We start from the raw sequence: 14,905 nt of genomic DNA, 5'->3' as shown, positions 1-14,905 counted from the left end.
CGCGAGGTCAACGCTCACCGTGGCTCGTGCTGTCGCCGCGCCGTTCGGCGGACTCGAACCTGATCGCCTGCCGTATGGCCGATCGAGCTCGCCGCCGGTCCCCCGCACCGTCGTACGCGAGACCGAGCCGGTACCACGCACGCCAGTCCTCGGGGGCGGATTCGACCTCGTCGCGGTACTTCGGGAAGAGCGCCTCGGCCTCGTCGCGATCGACCCGCCCGCTCGGGCGCACGGACAGCTGCTCGTCGGGGAGAGCGCCCTCGCGCTCGAGCCGTCGACCGAGGCTTTCCGCGCGCATCCCGAACCAGAGTTCGCGCCCGATGGCCCACGCGGCGATCGCCGGCAGAACGAACAGCGCGACTCCCATCGCAATGCCCACCGGATCGCCTGACGTCAGCAGGAGGTACGCCCGCTGAGAAACCAGCACCAGGTAGAGTGCCAGCACCACGGCAATGATGGCCGCCCCGATGCGTGCCTTCACAGGCCGGTAACCCGCGCCACCTGTCCGGGCACGCCGCCGTCGTCGACCGGCGATTGGGGCTCGTCTCCCGGCAGGCGGATACCGACGTCGATGAATCGGTCGAGGCCCACGACGACGCCGCGTACGGTACGCGCCGCGTCCAGAGCGATCCGGATGCCCGGGGCGTAGGCCAACGCCGGATCGACCGTGTCGTGGACGATCTGCAGCGACTCCCCCGGGCCCGACAGCAGCACCTCTTGGCGTGCGATCACGCCGGGCCGGCGAAGCGAATGGACGGGGATGCTCGCGACGCGCTGCCCGCGGGCGCGCTGGTCGGTGTGCGGCGCCTCGACCGGCCCGACGCTCTCTCGGGCGGCAGCCATCAGCTCGGCCGTGCGCACCGCGGTGCCGCTCGGCGAGTCGACCTTACGTTCGTGGTGCGCCTCGACGATCTCGATCGAGGGAAAGAAGGGCGCCGCGGCAGCTGCGAGGGCCGTGCCGATAACCGACCCGAGCGAGAAATTGGGGATGAAGACGACGCCGGTGCCCGCCGCCTCGACGAGCGGCCGGACGAGCGCGATGCGCTCCTGCGACCACCCCGAGGTGCCGACCAGAACGTTGATGCCCCGCTCGATGGCCGCACGGACGACGTCGATCGAGACCGCCGGGCTCGAGACATCCACCACCAAATCCGACCCGTCGATCTCGGTGATATCGCTGCGCGAGGACAGCACGGCAATGACCTCGTAGCCCTCGGTCGTCTCGATTACGTCGCGAACCACACCGCCGAGGCGCCCGGTTCCGCCCACGATGGCTACGCGTGTCGTCATGTGCCCATCCTAGGTTCGCCTTGTGACGCCCGGCGGGACGCCGGGCCGCGGCGGCATAGGCTCGATCCGTGGTGCGATTCATCGAGATGGCGGCGGATGCCCCGGCCGCCCATGACCTGCTGACCGAGTACTTCGCGGCCCGCGCCGAAGTGTTCCCGGGCGGTGCGTATCGACCGACGTATCCGGATGCTTCGGCGTTCGTCGCGCCGGATGGAGTGTTCCTCGTGGTCCAGAACGGGGACGCCGAGGCGGGCGCACGCACGGAGGTGGGGTGCGGAGGAATCCGGCGCATCCCCGATGGTCCGGCCGGGGTGCGATACGAAGTGAAGCACCTCTACCTCGACCCGTCTACGCGCGGCCGAGGGTGGGGACGCCTGCTCCTCGACGAGCTCGAGCGTCGGGCACAGGCCTGGGGCGCGGCCGAGCTCGTGCTCGACACTCACCACACCCTCGAAGCTGCCGGCGGCCTCTACGCGTCGGCGGGCTTCACTCCGATCGAGCCCTACAACGACAACCCGAACGCGACTGTGTGGTTAGGCAAGGTCCTCAACGCCTGACGCCCGCGCAGTGACGGCTCCCACAGGAATGTCCGTCGGTGTCTGGGACTCAGGCATCGGGATCGTAGGCATCGGGATCGTAGGCATCAAAATCCCCGACGACCCGGAACGCGGGTCCGACCTCGTCTTGTAAAGCGATCACGAGAGACTTCCCCTCAGCGATCCCTCTACGCCCGACCTCAGGATTCGCCCAGCTGATCTCGAGCACCGGGTCCAAGACGTGCTGCCAGGTTTTCTTCCACTCTCGGAACCGACGCCGAAGCTTCGATGAGATCTGGGCACCAGGGCCGATCACCTCGCGGCGACCCCACCCCGGGCGCACGAGGATGGTCTCCATTCCATCGCGGTTTTCCAGCGGCACCACGGAGCGAACCTATACGACGGCGTAGCCACACGATTGAGGCACGCTGCGGTCGAGTCGGGCGGCCGGAAGCAACGACGCCCGAACGCGTCACGCGAGCCCGCTGTTCACAATTCAGTCTCTGCAAGTTCTAGCGCCGCGCGAATCCGCGGCGACCCGCCCTTGCAGCACATGCGGGGACTGAATTGTGAACGCGTGCGCCAGGGATACACCCCAGCCGCGGCTGGTCCCGCCGAGCTCAGACCGGGTGGGTCTCGGGCAAGCCCGTGCGGAGTTCGAACGGCAGGTGCGCGAGGTCGTTGTGTGTTAGGAGCGTCCACGGGCGCCCCTGCTTCTGCGCAATCACCGTCAGACCGCAGTGGGCCTGATTGAGCGTCATCCAGCGCCACTCGGGCGCACCGAGAACCTCGCGCACGAACCAGCTGATCACGAAGTTGTGCGTGATGACGAGCTCGTGAACCTCGCCCGTGCGACGCACGAGAAACTCGCTCACGGCGTCCGCCATCTGCGCGTGACCGGCCTCGATCTCGGCGTCGGTGACCGATCCGAAAAACGGCTCGTAGACCGCGGGAGTCTCGGGCGTCATACCCGTCGGAACGCAGTCGAAAAGCAGCGACGAGGCCTGCGGGGTGACGGCGGGCATCCGCTCGGCGACCATGCGGGCCGTCTCCGTCGCCCGCAACAGGGGCGAGTGCCAGACGGCGCTGAGCGGAATCCCCGACAGACGATCGGCGATCAGGGAGGCCTGGCGCTGACCCCGCGGAGAGAGCGGACCGTCGACGAGCCCGTGCTCGGCATCCTGGTGCTCGCCGTGGCGAACGAGGTAGATGAAGTGCGTCATCCTCGCTCACTTTCGTCTCGACGTGCCCCGATGCCACGCCGTTTCCAGCCTAGGTCACGAATGCGCCGTGTCACGAAACGATCTCGGCGTGGTCCGACCGCGACTCCGAGCGAGCGTCACTGGGCGGCGCGGGAGAGCTCGCCCAGGTGCGCACGGCTCAGCTGCACGCCCACGCCCTGCGTCAGTTCTTCGACGTGCTCGGGCGCGTAGGCGTTGACGATCGGTGCCACCACGTTGCGCTGCGCGAGGAGCCAGGCGACGGCGACCGCGGCGTCCGGCACCGAGAGTTCGAGGGCGATCGCGTCCAGCGCCTTGAGTACCTTCTGGCCGCGCCGATTGAGATATGCCGCAACCTGCATACCCCGCGCCGACAGGCCGACGCGGTCCCGGCTGCGGTGCCGCCCCGACAAGAACCCGTGAGCGAGAGGATGCGAGGGTGTGACCGCGATTCCCTGCGCCCCGGCGACGAGGCGCAGATCGCCTTCGAACGCGGCACGGTGCACGACGTTGTAGTGCGCGTCGAGCACCGTGAAGCGCGGGTAGCCGGCTGAGGCGAGTATCCGTGCCTCGACGAGGCGCTCGGGCGTGAAGGCTGCGGCGCCGAGGTGGCGCACCTTGCCCGAACCGATCAGCCACTCGGCCGTGGCCAGGGTCTCTTCCAGGGGAACCGATGTATCGGCACCGTCGAGATAGAGAACATCGATGTGGTCGGTGCCCAGTCGTACGAGGGATGCCTCGACGGCACGCACGAGGTTCACCGGGCCAAGACCCGGGTTGTCGGGGTGCGCCCCGACTCGTACGGCGACGGTCATGTCGTCGCGGGTCTGACGGGAGGCCAACCATTGACCGATGATGTGCTCGCTGCGGCCCGCGGAGAACGCGTCCGCCGTGTGCAGGGCGTTGCCGCCGAGCTCGACATAGCGGTCGATGATGCGGTGGCTAGTCGACAGATCGATGTTCCAGCCGAACTCCGCACCACCCAGCATGAGCGGGAAGATCTCGAGGCCGGTCTCGCCGAGAGCGACGCGCATGCCGTGTCCGATGCTCGGACCGAGGATGGGGATGGGCGACGAGGGGTGTGGCGGCGGCGATGCTTGCCCGGCCGACAGGTCGGTGCCCGTGCCGAAGGAACTCATGCTCCCACCCCCTCGCGCGCTAGATGCCACGAGTCGCGACTTTTTTCTTGCCTTCTGTCGCGCCCCCCGACGCTTTCTTCGAGAGTAAAGCAGCCCACCGACCGTCGTGCGCGTTCCGATGACGAACCAATGAACTAGCCATAACGCTTTGGTCACGACGAACAGCGAAGCCCCCGAACCCGCCGAGGGCGCAGGGGCTTCGTCTATCCGAAGAGGATCAGGCTCAGACAGCAACCTCGGGCGCGCCTTCGGCGGCACCCTGGTCGGCGGACTCTTCCACGACCGGCTCGAGCGACAGCTTGCCGCGGTCATCGATCTTCGTGATCTTCACGAGGATCTTCTGACCGACACTCAGCACGTCTTCGACGTTCTCGACACGCTTGCCACCGGCGAGCTTGCGGACCTCGCTGACGTGGAGAAGACCGTCCTTGCCGGGCAGGAGCGAGATGAACGCACCGAACGTCGCGAGCTTGACGACGGTTCCGAGGAACTGCTCGCCGACCTCGGGGTTGGTAGGGTTGGCGATCGCGTTGACCTGCGCGCGAGCGGCCTCGGCCGAGGGACCGTCGACGGCACCGATGTACACGGTGCCGTCTTCCTCGATCGAGATCTGAGCGCCGGTGGTGTCCTGGATCGAGTTGATCGTCTTGCCCTTGGGCCCGATGAGCTCGCCGATCTTGTCGACCGGAATCTGCACGCTGATGACACGAGGCGCGGTGGCCGCCATCTCATCAGGTGCGTCGATCGTGGCGTTGATCAGGTCGAGGATGGCGAGACGCGCATCCTTCGCTTGCTGCAGCGCCGCGGTCAGAACCGAGGTCGGGATGCCGTCGAGCTTGGTGTCGAGCTGGATCGCCGTGACGAATTCGCTCGTACCGGCGACCTTGAAGTCCATGTCACCGAGGGCGTCTTCGGCGCCGAGGATGTCGGTCAGGGCGGCGTAGCGCGTCTGTCCGTCGACCTCGTCCGAGACCAGACCCATGGCGATACCGGCGACGGGTGCGCGCAGCGGCACACCGGCGTTCAGCAGGGCCAGGGTCGAGGCGCAGACCGAGCCCATCGACGTCGAGCCGTTGGACGACAGCGCCTCAGAGACCTGACGGATGGCGTACGGGAACTCTTCACGCGAGGGCAGCACGGGCACGAGGGCGCGCTCGGCCAGGAAGCCGTGCCCGATCTCGCGACGCTTCGGGCTTCCCACACGGCCGGTCTCACCGGTCGAGTACGGCGGGAAGTTGTAGTGGTGCATGTAGCGCTTGTGCGTGATCGGCGACAGCGAGTCGATCTGCTGCTCCATCTTGAGCATGTTCAGCGTGGTGACACCCAGGATCTGGGTCTCGCCGCGCTGGAAGATCGCCGAGCCGTGCACGCGGGGAATCACGTCGACCTGTGCGTCGAGCGCACGGATATCGGCAAGTCCACGTCCATCGATGCGCACGCCGTCGGCGAGGATGCGTCCACGGACGATCTTCTTCGTGACGGACTTGTACGCGGCCGAGAACTCGAGAGTCGCGACGGCCTGCAGCTCGCCGGACTCGACGGCCGCGAGCAGTTCGCCCTTGACCCGGTCCTTGAGCTCGTCGTCGGCGGCCTGACGCTCGACCTTGTCGGCGATCTGGTAGATGCCGACAAGCGGGTCGTATGCGCGGTGCGCGACGAAATCGTAGGTCTCGCGGCTGTACGGCAGGAAGACCGGGTAGTTCGCGATTTCTTTCGCCGCTGTGTTGGCCAGCGTCTGCTGGGCAGCGACGAGCTCGCGCAGGAACGGCTTGGCGGCCTCGAGGCCCTCGGCAACGACGGCCTCGTTCGGCTTGACGGCGCCGCTCTTGATGAGGTTCCAGCTGCCTTCCGTGGCTTCGGCCTCGACCATCATGATCGCGACGTCGCCATCGGCGAGGACGCGTCCGGCGACGATGAGGTCGAAGACGGCCTCTTCGAGCTGGGTGACGGTCGGGAACGCGACCCACTGGTCGGCGTGCTCGCCGTGGCCCGGGATGAGCGCGAGGCGAACGCCGGCGATCGGTCCGGAGAAGGGCAGGCCCGAGATCTGGGTCGACGCCGAGGCGGCGTTGATCGCGAGGGCGTCGTAGAACTCACCCGGAGCAATGGAGAGGACCGTGATGACGATCTGGACCTCGTTGCGCAGACCCTCAACGAATGAGGGGCGCAGCGGCCGGTCGATCAGACGGCAGACGAGGATGGCCTCGGTCGAGGGGCGACCCTCGCGGCGGAAGAACGAGCCGGGGATCTTTCCGGCGGCGTACGAGCGCTCTTCGACATCCACCGTCAGCGGGAAGAAGTCGAAGCCCTCGCGGGGGTGCTTTCCGGCGCTGGTGGCCGAGAGAAGCATGGTCTCGTTGTCGAGGTAAGCGGCAACGGCGCCCTGAGCCTGCTGCGCGAGGCGGCCGGTCTCGAAGCGAATGGTGCGGGTGCCGAAGCGGCCGTTATCGAGAACGGCCTCGGCGGATGTGATTTCAGGACCTTCCAAGAGGTCTCTCCTTCTTTGTTTCGACTCGCACGCCCGTATGGCGCACGAGTGTGTGCGAAGAAGCAGGAACAGGCAGATATGGGCGCGCGGCGCGCAATACGCGATCTAGCCTGCGCTGGCCACCAGTAGAAATCCACCCGGCGCATTCGCGACGAGGAGACCACCACAGGGGACCAGCTTTCTGCCGGCCTGCTCCAGGTGCACCGCGGTTCGCGATGCGTATGAAATTGTTTGATGACACGACGAATGCCACACCATCGTCACCCACCCTATCAGCGGGGCCTTCGGAATCGCCCGTGCGGCGCGGACCCAACCGGACGCGAGGGCACTCCCCCGCCGCCGCAGGCCCGCGTAGGCTGGCGAACATGAGTACCGACGACAAGGCGCCCACCGCGGCAGCCGACGATGTCAAGCGCAAATTCAAAGAGGCGCTCGAAAAGAAGAACGCCAAGCATCGCGAGGGCGAGGCTCACCTGAACGGTGATTCCGCCGTTCACGCGACGCAGGGCCCCGCCTCGGTCAAGCGCGAGTTCCGACGCAAGAGCGGCTGAGAAGGAGCATCCGATGGTCTTCGAGCCCACTTTCGAGGAGATTGACGAGGACGCGGCTGCCCGCGACGCGGCGCTCTCGAATTCCGTAGACCCCGAAACGGTGATTCACGCGACGCACGCGATCGACCCGGAGGCGCCCGCCGATACCGAGACTGTCACGGACGACGAGAACCTCGATGATGACCTGGACGCCGGCCTCGAGGGCGAGGCGGACGCCGCGCTCTCGACCGAGGTCGGCGCCGATAACCTGCCCCCGTACGGCGAGGAGTGACGATGTCCGATCGACGAGAACCCAACACCGGCGAAGAGCGCGACGCGGTCACCATGGGCGATGCCCCGGGCGATGCGGGCGACGAGCTCACGGCCCTGCAGACCGCCGAGCTGCGCCGCCAGCTCGAGCTGGAACTCGAGCAGTACGAGCAGGGCATCGAGGGCTGAGGCTCCCGTTCGGGTGAGCCCGGCCACGACGCCTCGACCGCGTCGACTCAGCTGAGCGCGTTGTCGATGACGTCGGCCAGTTCGGCAGGCTTCGACAGGAACGGCGAGTGGCTGGTGTCCATCCGCACCGCGGTCGACCCCGAACGAGCGGCAAGGGCCTCTTGCGCGGGTAGCGGGAAGATCACGTCCTGCTCCGTAATGACGTAGGTCGTGGGCTTTTCACGCCAGGCGACCGTGGTGACTTCGTCGCTGAACGCGGCGCTGCTCTGCGCCTTCAACCGACCCACGGCTTCGGCAGCGGTGTCCTCGTCGACATCGCCGAAGAACAGACCGGCCGCGGGCTCAGCCACGGTGCCCGCGGTCGCCAGCGGACTCTCGACGACCCACCACGAGGGTGCGACTCCGCCGACGGAACCGAGCAGCGACTCACCCTCGTCGAGCACGAATGCGGCAACGTAGACGATGTGGACGACGGAATCGGATGTCGCACCCTGCGTCGTCGGCACGCCACCGTACGAGTGGGCAACGACCGCTACAGGACCACCGATCTCGTCGATCGCGGCCGCGATCGCATCCGCATCATCCGTCATGTTGAGACCGCGGGGGTCGTCGGCGTGCACCGTCGGCAAATCGAGGGCGCGGACATCCCACCCCCGTGACGCAAGCTCGGTCTGAAGGGGCTCCCAGGCCCCTGCGCCGTGCCAGGCGCCGTGGACGAGCAGAAGTGTGGGTCGATCGGTCATCGTGGCGCTCCGTCATCTTCGTCGGGATCGCGCATTCGGGATCGTGCAGTCGGGATCGCGCAGTCGGGATCGCGCGGTTCTCAGGCGGGCACTGTTCGGGCAGCGCCCGCTTGAGCCTCACACGTACACGGATGAAGATAGGTTCATGCGGCCACGCCCGCACTGGCACGGAACGAAAGTCGATGGCGATGAGCGCAATGTCTGTGCAGGACGATCCCGTACCTGTCCTCGCCGCGACGACGAGGGATCAGCGCGAGTCCGATCGGTTCGAGAGCTTCCGCGAAGCGCTCTGCGATGTGTACCTCGGCATCCGACCTGAGCGTCCGTCTTCCGGCACGTTCGACGCCGATGTGCTCGCCTACGACTGGGAAGGGACGATTCTGTCGCGCATGCGCGCCCCGGGCCACGAGGCGCGGCGCGATGCGGCCTCACTCGCCCGGGTGCCCGACGATGCGCTGTTCGTCAACGTGTCGGTCAGGACGATCCAGAACGATTTCCGGGCCTCGGGGGAGACCTTCCGCGACTGGTTGCTCGGGGCGCGGCTCGATGCCGCGCGCGAGCGGCTGCGCTCCCCCGCCTGGCACGGGCTATCGATCGAAGCCATCGCTGCGGCATCCGGTTTTCGCGACACGGCGCACTTCCATCACGCTTTCCGCGACCGGTTCGACGCGACGCCCGGGTCGCTCCGACCCTGACCGATGGCACGCAGAGACCCCCCGACCTACCCGGTCGAGGGGCCTCTCGCCACTATTCGCTCAGCGAGCAGCGCGTTCGCGGCGGGTTTCGATGCGCTCATCTTCAGCGACGGCGGCCGCTTCGAGCCCCTCGATGCCCACGGCATCCGAGGCATTCGACATGCCGTCGTGGTCGGTTCCCGTCAGGGTACTCTCGTCGAACGGAAGATCACCGGCGAGAACGCGCCGCGCTCGTGCCGCGTCGAACTCCTTGACCCACGTTCCGATCAGCACGGTAGCCACGGCGTTGCCCGTGAAGTTCGTGACGGCGCGGCCCTCGGACATGAACCGGTCGATGCCGACGATCACACCGACACCGTCGACCAGGTCGGGACGGTAGGCCTGCAGCCCACCCGCGAGGGTTGCCAACCCGGCACCCGTAACGCCCGCGGCGCCCTTCGAGGCGATGACCATGAACAACAGCAGCCCGATCTGTTCGGGAATCGACATCGGCATTCCCATCCCGGCGGCGATGAAGAGCGACGCCATCGTGAGGTAGATGGCCGTGCCGTCGAGGTTGAAGGAGTACCCCGTCGGCACCGTGATGCCCACGACGGGCTTCGAGACGCCCAGGTGTTCCATCTTCGCGATCAGGCGCGGGAGTGCGGACTCGGACGACGACGTGCCGACGATCAGCAGGTACTCGCGGGCGAGGTACTTCATCAGGCTGAACAGGTTGACCCGCGCCACAACATAGAGCAGCGTGCCGAGGATCCCGATGACGAAGATGGCGCACGTGATGTAGAACGCGATCATCAGCACGCCGAGACTCAGGATGGCTGCGAACCCGGTCTTGCCGACGACGGCCGCGATCGCACCGAATGCGCCGAGCGGTGCGAGCCACAGGATCATGCCGAGGATGCGGAAGACGAGCGCCTGCAGGTTCTTGACCGCGAACATGATGGGCTCGCCCTTCTTGCCCATCTTCTGCAGCGCGAAGCCGACCAGTAGGGCGATGAACAGTACCTGAAGCACGCTCTCACCCGTGAAAGCCGAGAAGAACGTGGTGGGAATGATGCCGAGGATGAACTCCTCGGTCGTCTTCGCCTCGCTCGTGTCGGCGTCGTACGTGGAGTTCGTCATGTTCAGGCCCTCACCCGGGTGGATGATGTTGCCGACAACGAGGCCGATCGCCAGAGCGAAGGTCGTCATGATCATGAAATACAGAAGCGCCATCCCGCCGATCTTGCCGACGGTCGCTGCTTTGGCAATCGACCCGACGCCCACGACGATCGTGCAGAAGATGATTGGCGCGATCATCATCTTGATGAGCGACACGAACCCCTTGCCGATCGGCTCGAGCGCAATGCCGACCTCGGGCCAGATCAGTCCGATGCTCGCCCCCAGCACGACGGCGATGATGACCGAGACGTAGAGCCACGTGTGCTTGTCCCACGACCTCTTGCCCCTGCGCCAGTTGAAATTGGGGAGAGTGAATGATCCCGTCTTGGGGATGCCCTGAGCCATCTTTGCCTCCTGGTGAACCGTCGTTGGTTGCGATCGCCTATTGGGTATTGCTCGGCGATCTCCTGCGAGTACTGTGCGCGCGCCACGGCCGACAAACGGGTTGCGGTCGTATTGGTCTCGCGCAGGATGCACCACGATTCGCGGACGGCGCGGCAGGATGGGACTGCATATGCCAGAGATGTGACGGAGATGTCACGTCGACGTCGATGAGGAGGTGACGTGGTGGCCCGCACGCCCCGAAGCGAGCGCCGCACGCCGAGCGCCGCATCCCGCGTCTTCTTCGTCTTTCTCGGTGCCGTGGTCGCGGTCGCGGCGGTAATCGGTATCGCCCTCGTGGTCGTCGCGCTCGCGGACGAGCGGCGCGAGGCCGAGACGCTCACCCTTGCCGTGGCACGTTCGCTCGCGAGCGATCCAGCTGTTGCGCAGGCGGTCGCGGCGGGCGGGACGGATGCGACGGATGCGCTGCAACCCCTCGCCGTCGAGGTCACGGCCGAAACCCCCATCGACTTCGTCACGATCATGACGCCGGAGGGCATCCGGCTGACGCACCCGGATCCTGCGCAGATCGGCCTGCCCTACATCGGTACGATCGCGGACGCCGCCGCGGGCGAGGTCGTGCTCGAGGAGTTCACCGGCACTCTCGGACCGTCGGTGCGTGCCGTCGTGCCCGTGATGGTGGACGGGCGGGTCGTCGGGCTCGTCGCGGCCGGCGTGACCGTGCAGAGCGTTGCGGGCGAGCTGTGGGGACGCATCCCGGCGATTCTGGGGCTCACCGCCACGCTCGTCGTGATCGGCGCCGTCGCCGCGTGGCTCGCGCGTCGGCTGACCCGGCGCGTGGCGGGCGACCTGCCGGCGAGCGCTGTGCGGGACGCCGTGTCGTCCTACGAATCAGTGAGGACCCTCGGCGAGGCGCTGCGCGCACAGGCGCACGAGCACGGCAATCGAATGCATACGGCGGTCGCGCTCATCGAACTCGGCCGGGGCGCCGAGGCTATCGAGCTGCTGACGGAGCGCACGCGCGAGAGTCAGGAACTCGTTGACCGGATGTCGCCTCTCCGAGAAGGAGAGCCGGCGGTCGAGGCACTGCTGCTCGGCAAGGCTTCGCAGGCGTCCGAACTCGGTGTCGGCTGGAGCGTCGACATCGAGCCCGATGCACCGCGATCAGAGCTGGGTGCGGTGGACGCCGTCTCAGTGGTGGGCAACCTGATCGACAACGCGATCGACGCGGCTGCGGCCGGAGGCGAGCCGCGGTGGGTTCGCGTGCGGATCGATCGGTCCGGCACGGCGGTCGCGGTGAGCGTGAGCGATAGCGGGTCCCCGATTCCTGCCGAGGTGCGTGCTCGCATGTTTGAGCGCGGGTTCAGCACGAAGCGCGCGGGACCGTCGGGCCGCGGCGTGGGCCTCGCGCTCGTTCGCGACATCGTGGCAGCCAACGGGGGCGAGATCACCGTGAGTGACTCCCCCACCACCTTTCGGGTCGTCCTGCCGGGAAGGCTGTCATGACCGGCGACGCGAGGGCGACGGCGGATGATGAGGCGGTCGGCGTGCTGATCGTCGACGACGAACGACTGACCCGCGAACTGCACCGCGCGTACATCGACAAGCTCGACGGGTTCGCGGTAGTCGCCGAGTGCGCGGGCGCCCGCGCCGCCGTTGCCGCAGTGTTCGAGGCATCCGTCGGCGCACGTATCGACCTGGTGCTGCTCGACATGACCATGCCGGACGGTCACGGTCTTGATCTCGCGCGCCTCATCCGCGCCCGGGGTGCGCCTATCGACATCATCGCGATCACCGGAGTCCGCGACGCCGAGGTCGTTCGCACGGCCCTGGCGCTCGGTGTCGCCCAGTACCTGATCAAACCCTTCACGTTCGGGATGTTCCGCGAACGCCTGGAGCAGTACGCCGCGTTTAGGCGGCGGTCGCGCGAGGCATCCGGCCAGGCGACCCAGGCCGAGGTGGACGCGCTGCTCGGGGCACTCCACCCGACCGCGGCCGCGACGCCACCGAAGGGGCTTTCAGCCGACACGCTCGATCGCGTAACCGCGGCCCTCCGCGGGAGCGGCCCCCTGTCTGCTGCCGAAGCCGGCGCGGCACTGGGTCTCTCGCGGGTTGCCGCGCGGCGGTACCTCGAGCACCTCGCCGACGTGGGGCGTGCCGATCGCAGTTCGCGCTGGGGCACTCCGGGACGCCCCGAGACCGAGTACGCCTGGCGCGGGTGAGGATGTCTCAGCTCGTGCGCGTCCTGCGGCGAGCGCGACCTGGCAGCACGACGTAGTCGGAATGCTTGGCCGAGAGACCGTCGCCGGCGGTCTTGCCGCGCAGCTCCCGCCACACCCACGGGAGGGCGTGCGCGGTCAGCCATAGTCGCTTCGGGCCCGAGGCATCCTCGTCTTCCGCCGCTTGGTCAGCGTGCAGCGCGGCCTCGAGGAGACCAAGCTGTTGAGCGTCGGGAACGCCGAGGACATCGGCCGCGCGGTAGGCGAGCAAACGGTGGCCCGCCGATCGCAGGTGCACGCCGTCTTCGGCCCAGAGATCGAGCTGGGACACGCTCGGCAGCGCTTCGACATCGAGCAGCAGCGCCCCGGTGTCGCGGGCGATGCGGCGCAGCTCCGAGTTGTATCGCGCGAACCGGCGGGCGAAGATGTGGGCCGCGCGACGGTGCGGCAGGAACGGCGTCGCGAGCAGCACATCCGCACCCGTCGCGCGCAGCGTCCGCACGATCTGTTCGACCTCGGCGGCGAGGCGCACGGGGTTCGCACCCTGCTTGACCAGGTCGTTCGCGCCGATCAGCACCGAGACGAGGTCGGGCCGCAGATCGAGCGCGGCCGGAAGCTGGCGGCCCACCACATCCCGCATGGGGCTGCTGCGGATCGCGAGGTTGGCGTAGCGGACGGATCCGCCTCGGGCACCCCCGGAGGCCGACACGGACGCGAGCATCAGCGCCAGGCGATCCGCCCACCCGCGGTACTGCCCGGATGGGGCGCGCGAGGCGTCGCAGAGCCCCTCGGTGATCGAGTCACCGAGGGCGACGTACCGCCGCCATCCGGGCGCCGCCGCCGTGGGGGCGGTCGGTGTCGGCGGGAGTTCGGGCCGCGTGATGCCCCGGGCGAGCAGGGCATCGTCGATCGGGCGCAGGATGCGGGCCTCGTCGTATCGGTCGACGAGCTCTCGGCAGAGTGCTTCCCACGTTCGGTGCCGAACCCCCTCGCGTGCGGCGATGCCGAACGAGCGGCGCTTGGCCTCGTCGCCCGTGAGGTCGGCGACCCGCGCCCGCAGGTCGCGCAGATCGCCCGGCTGGTACAGCCACCCGTCGATGCTGCTGCGGACGAGATCGACCGGGCCGCCGCGTCCGGTTGCGACGACCGGGATGCCGCTCGCGTGCGCCTCTTGAACGGTCTGGCAGAAGGTCTCACTCTCGCCCGGGTGGACGAAGATATCGAGGCTCGCGAGAGCCTCGGCGAGATCCAGGCCGTCGAGGAATCCCGTGAAGACGGCGGTCGGGAGCGCTGCCCGCAGGCGCGCGCGATCGGGTCCGTCGCCGATGATCACGAGCCGCACACCCGGCAGGTCGGTCAGGGTGCGCAGGTCTTCGACCTGCTTCTCGGCTGCCAACCGGCCCGCATAACCGACGAGGATCTCGCCCGGCGCGATCCGCTGCCGCCAGGCCTCACTGCGGCGCTCGGGGGCGAATCGTTCGGCGTCGACACCACGACCCCACGGCCGCAGACGGTCGATGCCGAGGGCCTCGAGCTGTGCGATCGCCGCCGACGAGGGAGCGAGCGTCAGGGTCGCACGGCGGTGCAGACGGGCAACGTGCCGCGCGACGAGCGGTGCGGCGCCGACGACACCGTATTTCTCGGCGTAGGCGATGACATCCGTCTGGTAGATCGCGACGGACGGCACCCGCAGCACATCCGCGGCAGCGACCCCTTGCGAGCCGAGCACGAACGGGGACGCCAGGTGGACGACATCCGGGGCGAAATCCCGCAGCAGCCTCGTGAGGTACGCCGTCCGCGCGAACACAACGCGCACGTCGGGGTACGACGGCAACGGCACCGAGCGGAGCAACTCCGTCCGTGCGTCCGTGAAGTCCGGCAGCATCTTTCGCGCGCCCGGTGCCGCTCCACCCGGGTGCGGGGCGATCACGAGAGTCTCGTGACCTTCGCGGCGGAGGTGACGCAGAACCTGCGCGACCGAACCGGTCACGCCGTTCATGTGGGGCAGGGCGGATTCCGCCAGCAGGGCGACTCTCACCTGTCCAGGGTGACGCGGGTGTGGGCGCCGGATGTGCCGAAACGG

Annotated in this window: 16 protein-coding genes; 7 read left to right on the top strand and 9 right to left on the bottom strand. The window is 68.0% G+C overall.

Annotated features, from left to right (window positions below; all coding sequences use genetic code 11):
* Nucleotides 1-7 precede the first annotated feature (7 nt).
* Nucleotides 8-481: a hypothetical protein gene (locus ACXZ1E_RS15165; protein WP_458041278.1), complete on the bottom strand. Its 474-nt coding sequence runs from the start codon at nucleotides 479-481 to the stop codon at nucleotides 8-10.
* Nucleotides 478-1,290, bottom strand: coding sequence for a 4-hydroxy-tetrahydrodipicolinate reductase (dapB, locus tag ACXZ1E_RS15160; RefSeq protein ID WP_458041277.1), 813 nt, complete (start codon nucleotides 1,288-1,290; stop codon nucleotides 478-480). Before dapB ends, ACXZ1E_RS15165 begins: the two co-directional genes overlap by 4 nt.
* A 68-nt stretch (nucleotides 1,291-1,358) precedes the next feature.
* On the opposite strand from dapB, the gene ACXZ1E_RS15155 reads away from it, so the two are divergent.
* On the top strand, nucleotides 1,359-1,847 hold the full coding sequence (locus ACXZ1E_RS15155; RefSeq protein ID WP_458041276.1) for a GNAT family N-acetyltransferase: 489 nt from the start codon (nucleotides 1,359-1,361) through the stop codon (nucleotides 1,845-1,847).
* A 49-nt stretch (nucleotides 1,848-1,896) separates the two neighbouring features.
* On the opposite strand, the gene ACXZ1E_RS15150 is transcribed toward ACXZ1E_RS15155, so the two are convergent.
* The 4 genes from ACXZ1E_RS15150 to ACXZ1E_RS15135 form a co-directional block, all read right to left on the bottom strand.
* Nucleotides 1,897-2,211: a hypothetical protein gene (locus tag ACXZ1E_RS15150; protein ID WP_458041275.1), complete on the bottom strand. Its 315-nt coding sequence runs from the start codon at nucleotides 2,209-2,211 to the stop codon at nucleotides 1,897-1,899.
* A gap of 235 nt (nucleotides 2,212-2,446) precedes the next feature.
* Nucleotides 2,447-3,049 carry a histidine phosphatase family protein gene (locus ACXZ1E_RS15145; protein WP_458041274.1) on the bottom strand — a complete coding sequence of 201 codons (603 nt, stop codon included), beginning with the start codon at nucleotides 3,047-3,049 and terminating at the stop codon, nucleotides 2,447-2,449.
* Between the two features lie 116 nt (nucleotides 3,050-3,165).
* Nucleotides 3,166-4,185 (bottom strand): aldo/keto reductase, encoded by a 1,020-nt coding sequence (locus ACXZ1E_RS15140; protein ID WP_458041273.1) that lies wholly within the window; start codon nucleotides 4,183-4,185, stop codon nucleotides 3,166-3,168.
* A gap of 223 nt (nucleotides 4,186-4,408) precedes the next feature.
* The gene (locus ACXZ1E_RS15135; RefSeq protein ID WP_458041272.1) at nucleotides 4,409-6,673 is read right to left on the bottom strand and encodes a polyribonucleotide nucleotidyltransferase; all 2,265 of its coding nucleotides are present in this window, start codon (nucleotides 6,671-6,673) and stop codon (nucleotides 4,409-4,411) included.
* 365 nt (nucleotides 6,674-7,038) lie between these two features.
* On the opposite strand from ACXZ1E_RS15135, the gene ACXZ1E_RS15130 reads away from it, so the two are divergent.
* The 3 genes from ACXZ1E_RS15130 to ACXZ1E_RS15120 are packed head-to-tail and all read left to right on the top strand — an operon-like array spanning nucleotide 7,039 to nucleotide 7,662.
* Nucleotides 7,039-7,224, top strand: a complete 186-nt coding sequence (locus tag ACXZ1E_RS15130) for a DUF5302 domain-containing protein (protein WP_396642084.1) — start codon at nucleotides 7,039-7,041, stop codon at nucleotides 7,222-7,224.
* 13 nt (nucleotides 7,225-7,237) lie between these two features.
* Nucleotides 7,238-7,495: a hypothetical protein gene (locus tag ACXZ1E_RS15125; RefSeq protein ID WP_458041271.1), complete on the top strand. Its 258-nt coding sequence runs from the start codon at nucleotides 7,238-7,240 to the stop codon at nucleotides 7,493-7,495.
* A 2-nt stretch (nucleotides 7,496-7,497) separates the two neighbouring features.
* Complete coding sequence (locus ACXZ1E_RS15120) at nucleotides 7,498-7,662, top strand: hypothetical protein (protein ID WP_458041270.1); 165 nt, start codon at nucleotides 7,498-7,500, stop codon at nucleotides 7,660-7,662.
* Nucleotides 7,663-7,709: 47 nt separating this feature from the next.
* Here ACXZ1E_RS15120 and ACXZ1E_RS15115 read toward each other — a convergent pair whose 3' ends face one another.
* Nucleotides 7,710-8,405: an alpha/beta hydrolase gene (locus tag ACXZ1E_RS15115; RefSeq protein WP_458041269.1), complete on the bottom strand. Its 696-nt coding sequence runs from the start codon at nucleotides 8,403-8,405 to the stop codon at nucleotides 7,710-7,712.
* Between the two features lie 188 nt (nucleotides 8,406-8,593).
* On the opposite strand from ACXZ1E_RS15115, the gene ACXZ1E_RS15110 reads away from it, so the two are divergent.
* Complete coding sequence (locus ACXZ1E_RS15110; protein ID WP_458041268.1) at nucleotides 8,594-9,100, top strand: helix-turn-helix domain-containing protein; 507 nt, start codon at nucleotides 8,594-8,596, stop codon at nucleotides 9,098-9,100.
* 60 nt (nucleotides 9,101-9,160) lie between these two features.
* On the opposite strand, the gene ACXZ1E_RS15105 is transcribed toward ACXZ1E_RS15110, so the two are convergent.
* On the bottom strand, nucleotides 9,161-10,606 hold the full coding sequence (locus ACXZ1E_RS15105) for a cation:dicarboxylate symporter family transporter (protein WP_458351989.1): 1,446 nt from the start codon (nucleotides 10,604-10,606) through the stop codon (nucleotides 9,161-9,163).
* Nucleotides 10,607-10,828: 222 nt separating this feature from the next.
* Between ACXZ1E_RS15105 and ACXZ1E_RS15100 the strand changes: the two genes are divergently transcribed.
* On the top strand, nucleotides 10,829-12,109 hold the full coding sequence (locus tag ACXZ1E_RS15100; protein ID WP_458041267.1) for an ATP-binding protein: 1,281 nt from the start codon (nucleotides 10,829-10,831) through the stop codon (nucleotides 12,107-12,109).
* Complete coding sequence (locus ACXZ1E_RS15095) at nucleotides 12,106-12,825, top strand: response regulator (RefSeq protein WP_458041266.1); 720 nt, start codon at nucleotides 12,106-12,108, stop codon at nucleotides 12,823-12,825. Before ACXZ1E_RS15100 ends, ACXZ1E_RS15095 begins: the two co-directional genes overlap by 4 nt.
* A gap of 7 nt (nucleotides 12,826-12,832) precedes the next feature.
* Here ACXZ1E_RS15095 and ACXZ1E_RS15090 read toward each other — a convergent pair whose 3' ends face one another.
* Nucleotides 12,833-14,860 carry a GDSL-type esterase/lipase family protein gene (locus tag ACXZ1E_RS15090; RefSeq protein ID WP_458041265.1) on the bottom strand — a complete coding sequence of 676 codons (2,028 nt, stop codon included), beginning with the start codon at nucleotides 14,858-14,860 and terminating at the stop codon, nucleotides 12,833-12,835.
* Nucleotides 14,861-14,905: the final 45 nt, after the last annotated feature.

This window comes from Pacificispira sp. HM-600, assembly GCF_977993705.1.
Note: the sequence above shows the minus strand (reverse complement) of the source record. Positions and strands in the feature narration are given on the sequence as shown.

Excerpts from the sequence above, each read along its gene's own strand:
- dapB (WP_458041277.1), bottom strand. The coding sequence starts at position 1,290 with ATGACGACACGCGTAGCCATCGTGGGCGGAACCGGGCGCCTCGGCGGT.
- ACXZ1E_RS15145 (WP_458041274.1), bottom strand. The coding sequence starts at position 3,049 with ATGACGCACTTCATCTACCTCGTTCGCCACGGCGAGCACCAGGATGCC.
- ACXZ1E_RS15105 (WP_458351989.1), bottom strand. The coding sequence starts at position 10,606 with ATGGCTCAGGGCATCCCCAAGACGGGATCATTCACTCTCCCCAATTTC.
- ACXZ1E_RS15125 (WP_458041271.1), top strand. The coding sequence starts at position 7,238 with ATGGTCTTCGAGCCCACTTTCGAGGAGATTGACGAGGACGCGGCTGCC.
- ACXZ1E_RS15095 (WP_458041266.1), top strand. The coding sequence starts at position 12,106 with ATGACCGGCGACGCGAGGGCGACGGCGGATGATGAGGCGGTCGGCGTG.
- ACXZ1E_RS15120 (WP_458041270.1), top strand. The coding sequence starts at position 7,498 with ATGTCCGATCGACGAGAACCCAACACCGGCGAAGAGCGCGACGCGGTC.
- ACXZ1E_RS15115 (WP_458041269.1), bottom strand. The coding sequence starts at position 8,405 with ATGACCGATCGACCCACACTTCTGCTCGTCCACGGCGCCTGGCACGGC.
- ACXZ1E_RS15130 (WP_396642084.1), top strand. The coding sequence starts at position 7,039 with ATGAGTACCGACGACAAGGCGCCCACCGCGGCAGCCGACGATGTCAAG.
- ACXZ1E_RS15110 (WP_458041268.1), top strand. The coding sequence starts at position 8,594 with ATGAGCGCAATGTCTGTGCAGGACGATCCCGTACCTGTCCTCGCCGCG.
- ACXZ1E_RS15140 (WP_458041273.1), bottom strand. The coding sequence starts at position 4,185 with ATGAGTTCCTTCGGCACGGGCACCGACCTGTCGGCCGGGCAAGCATCG.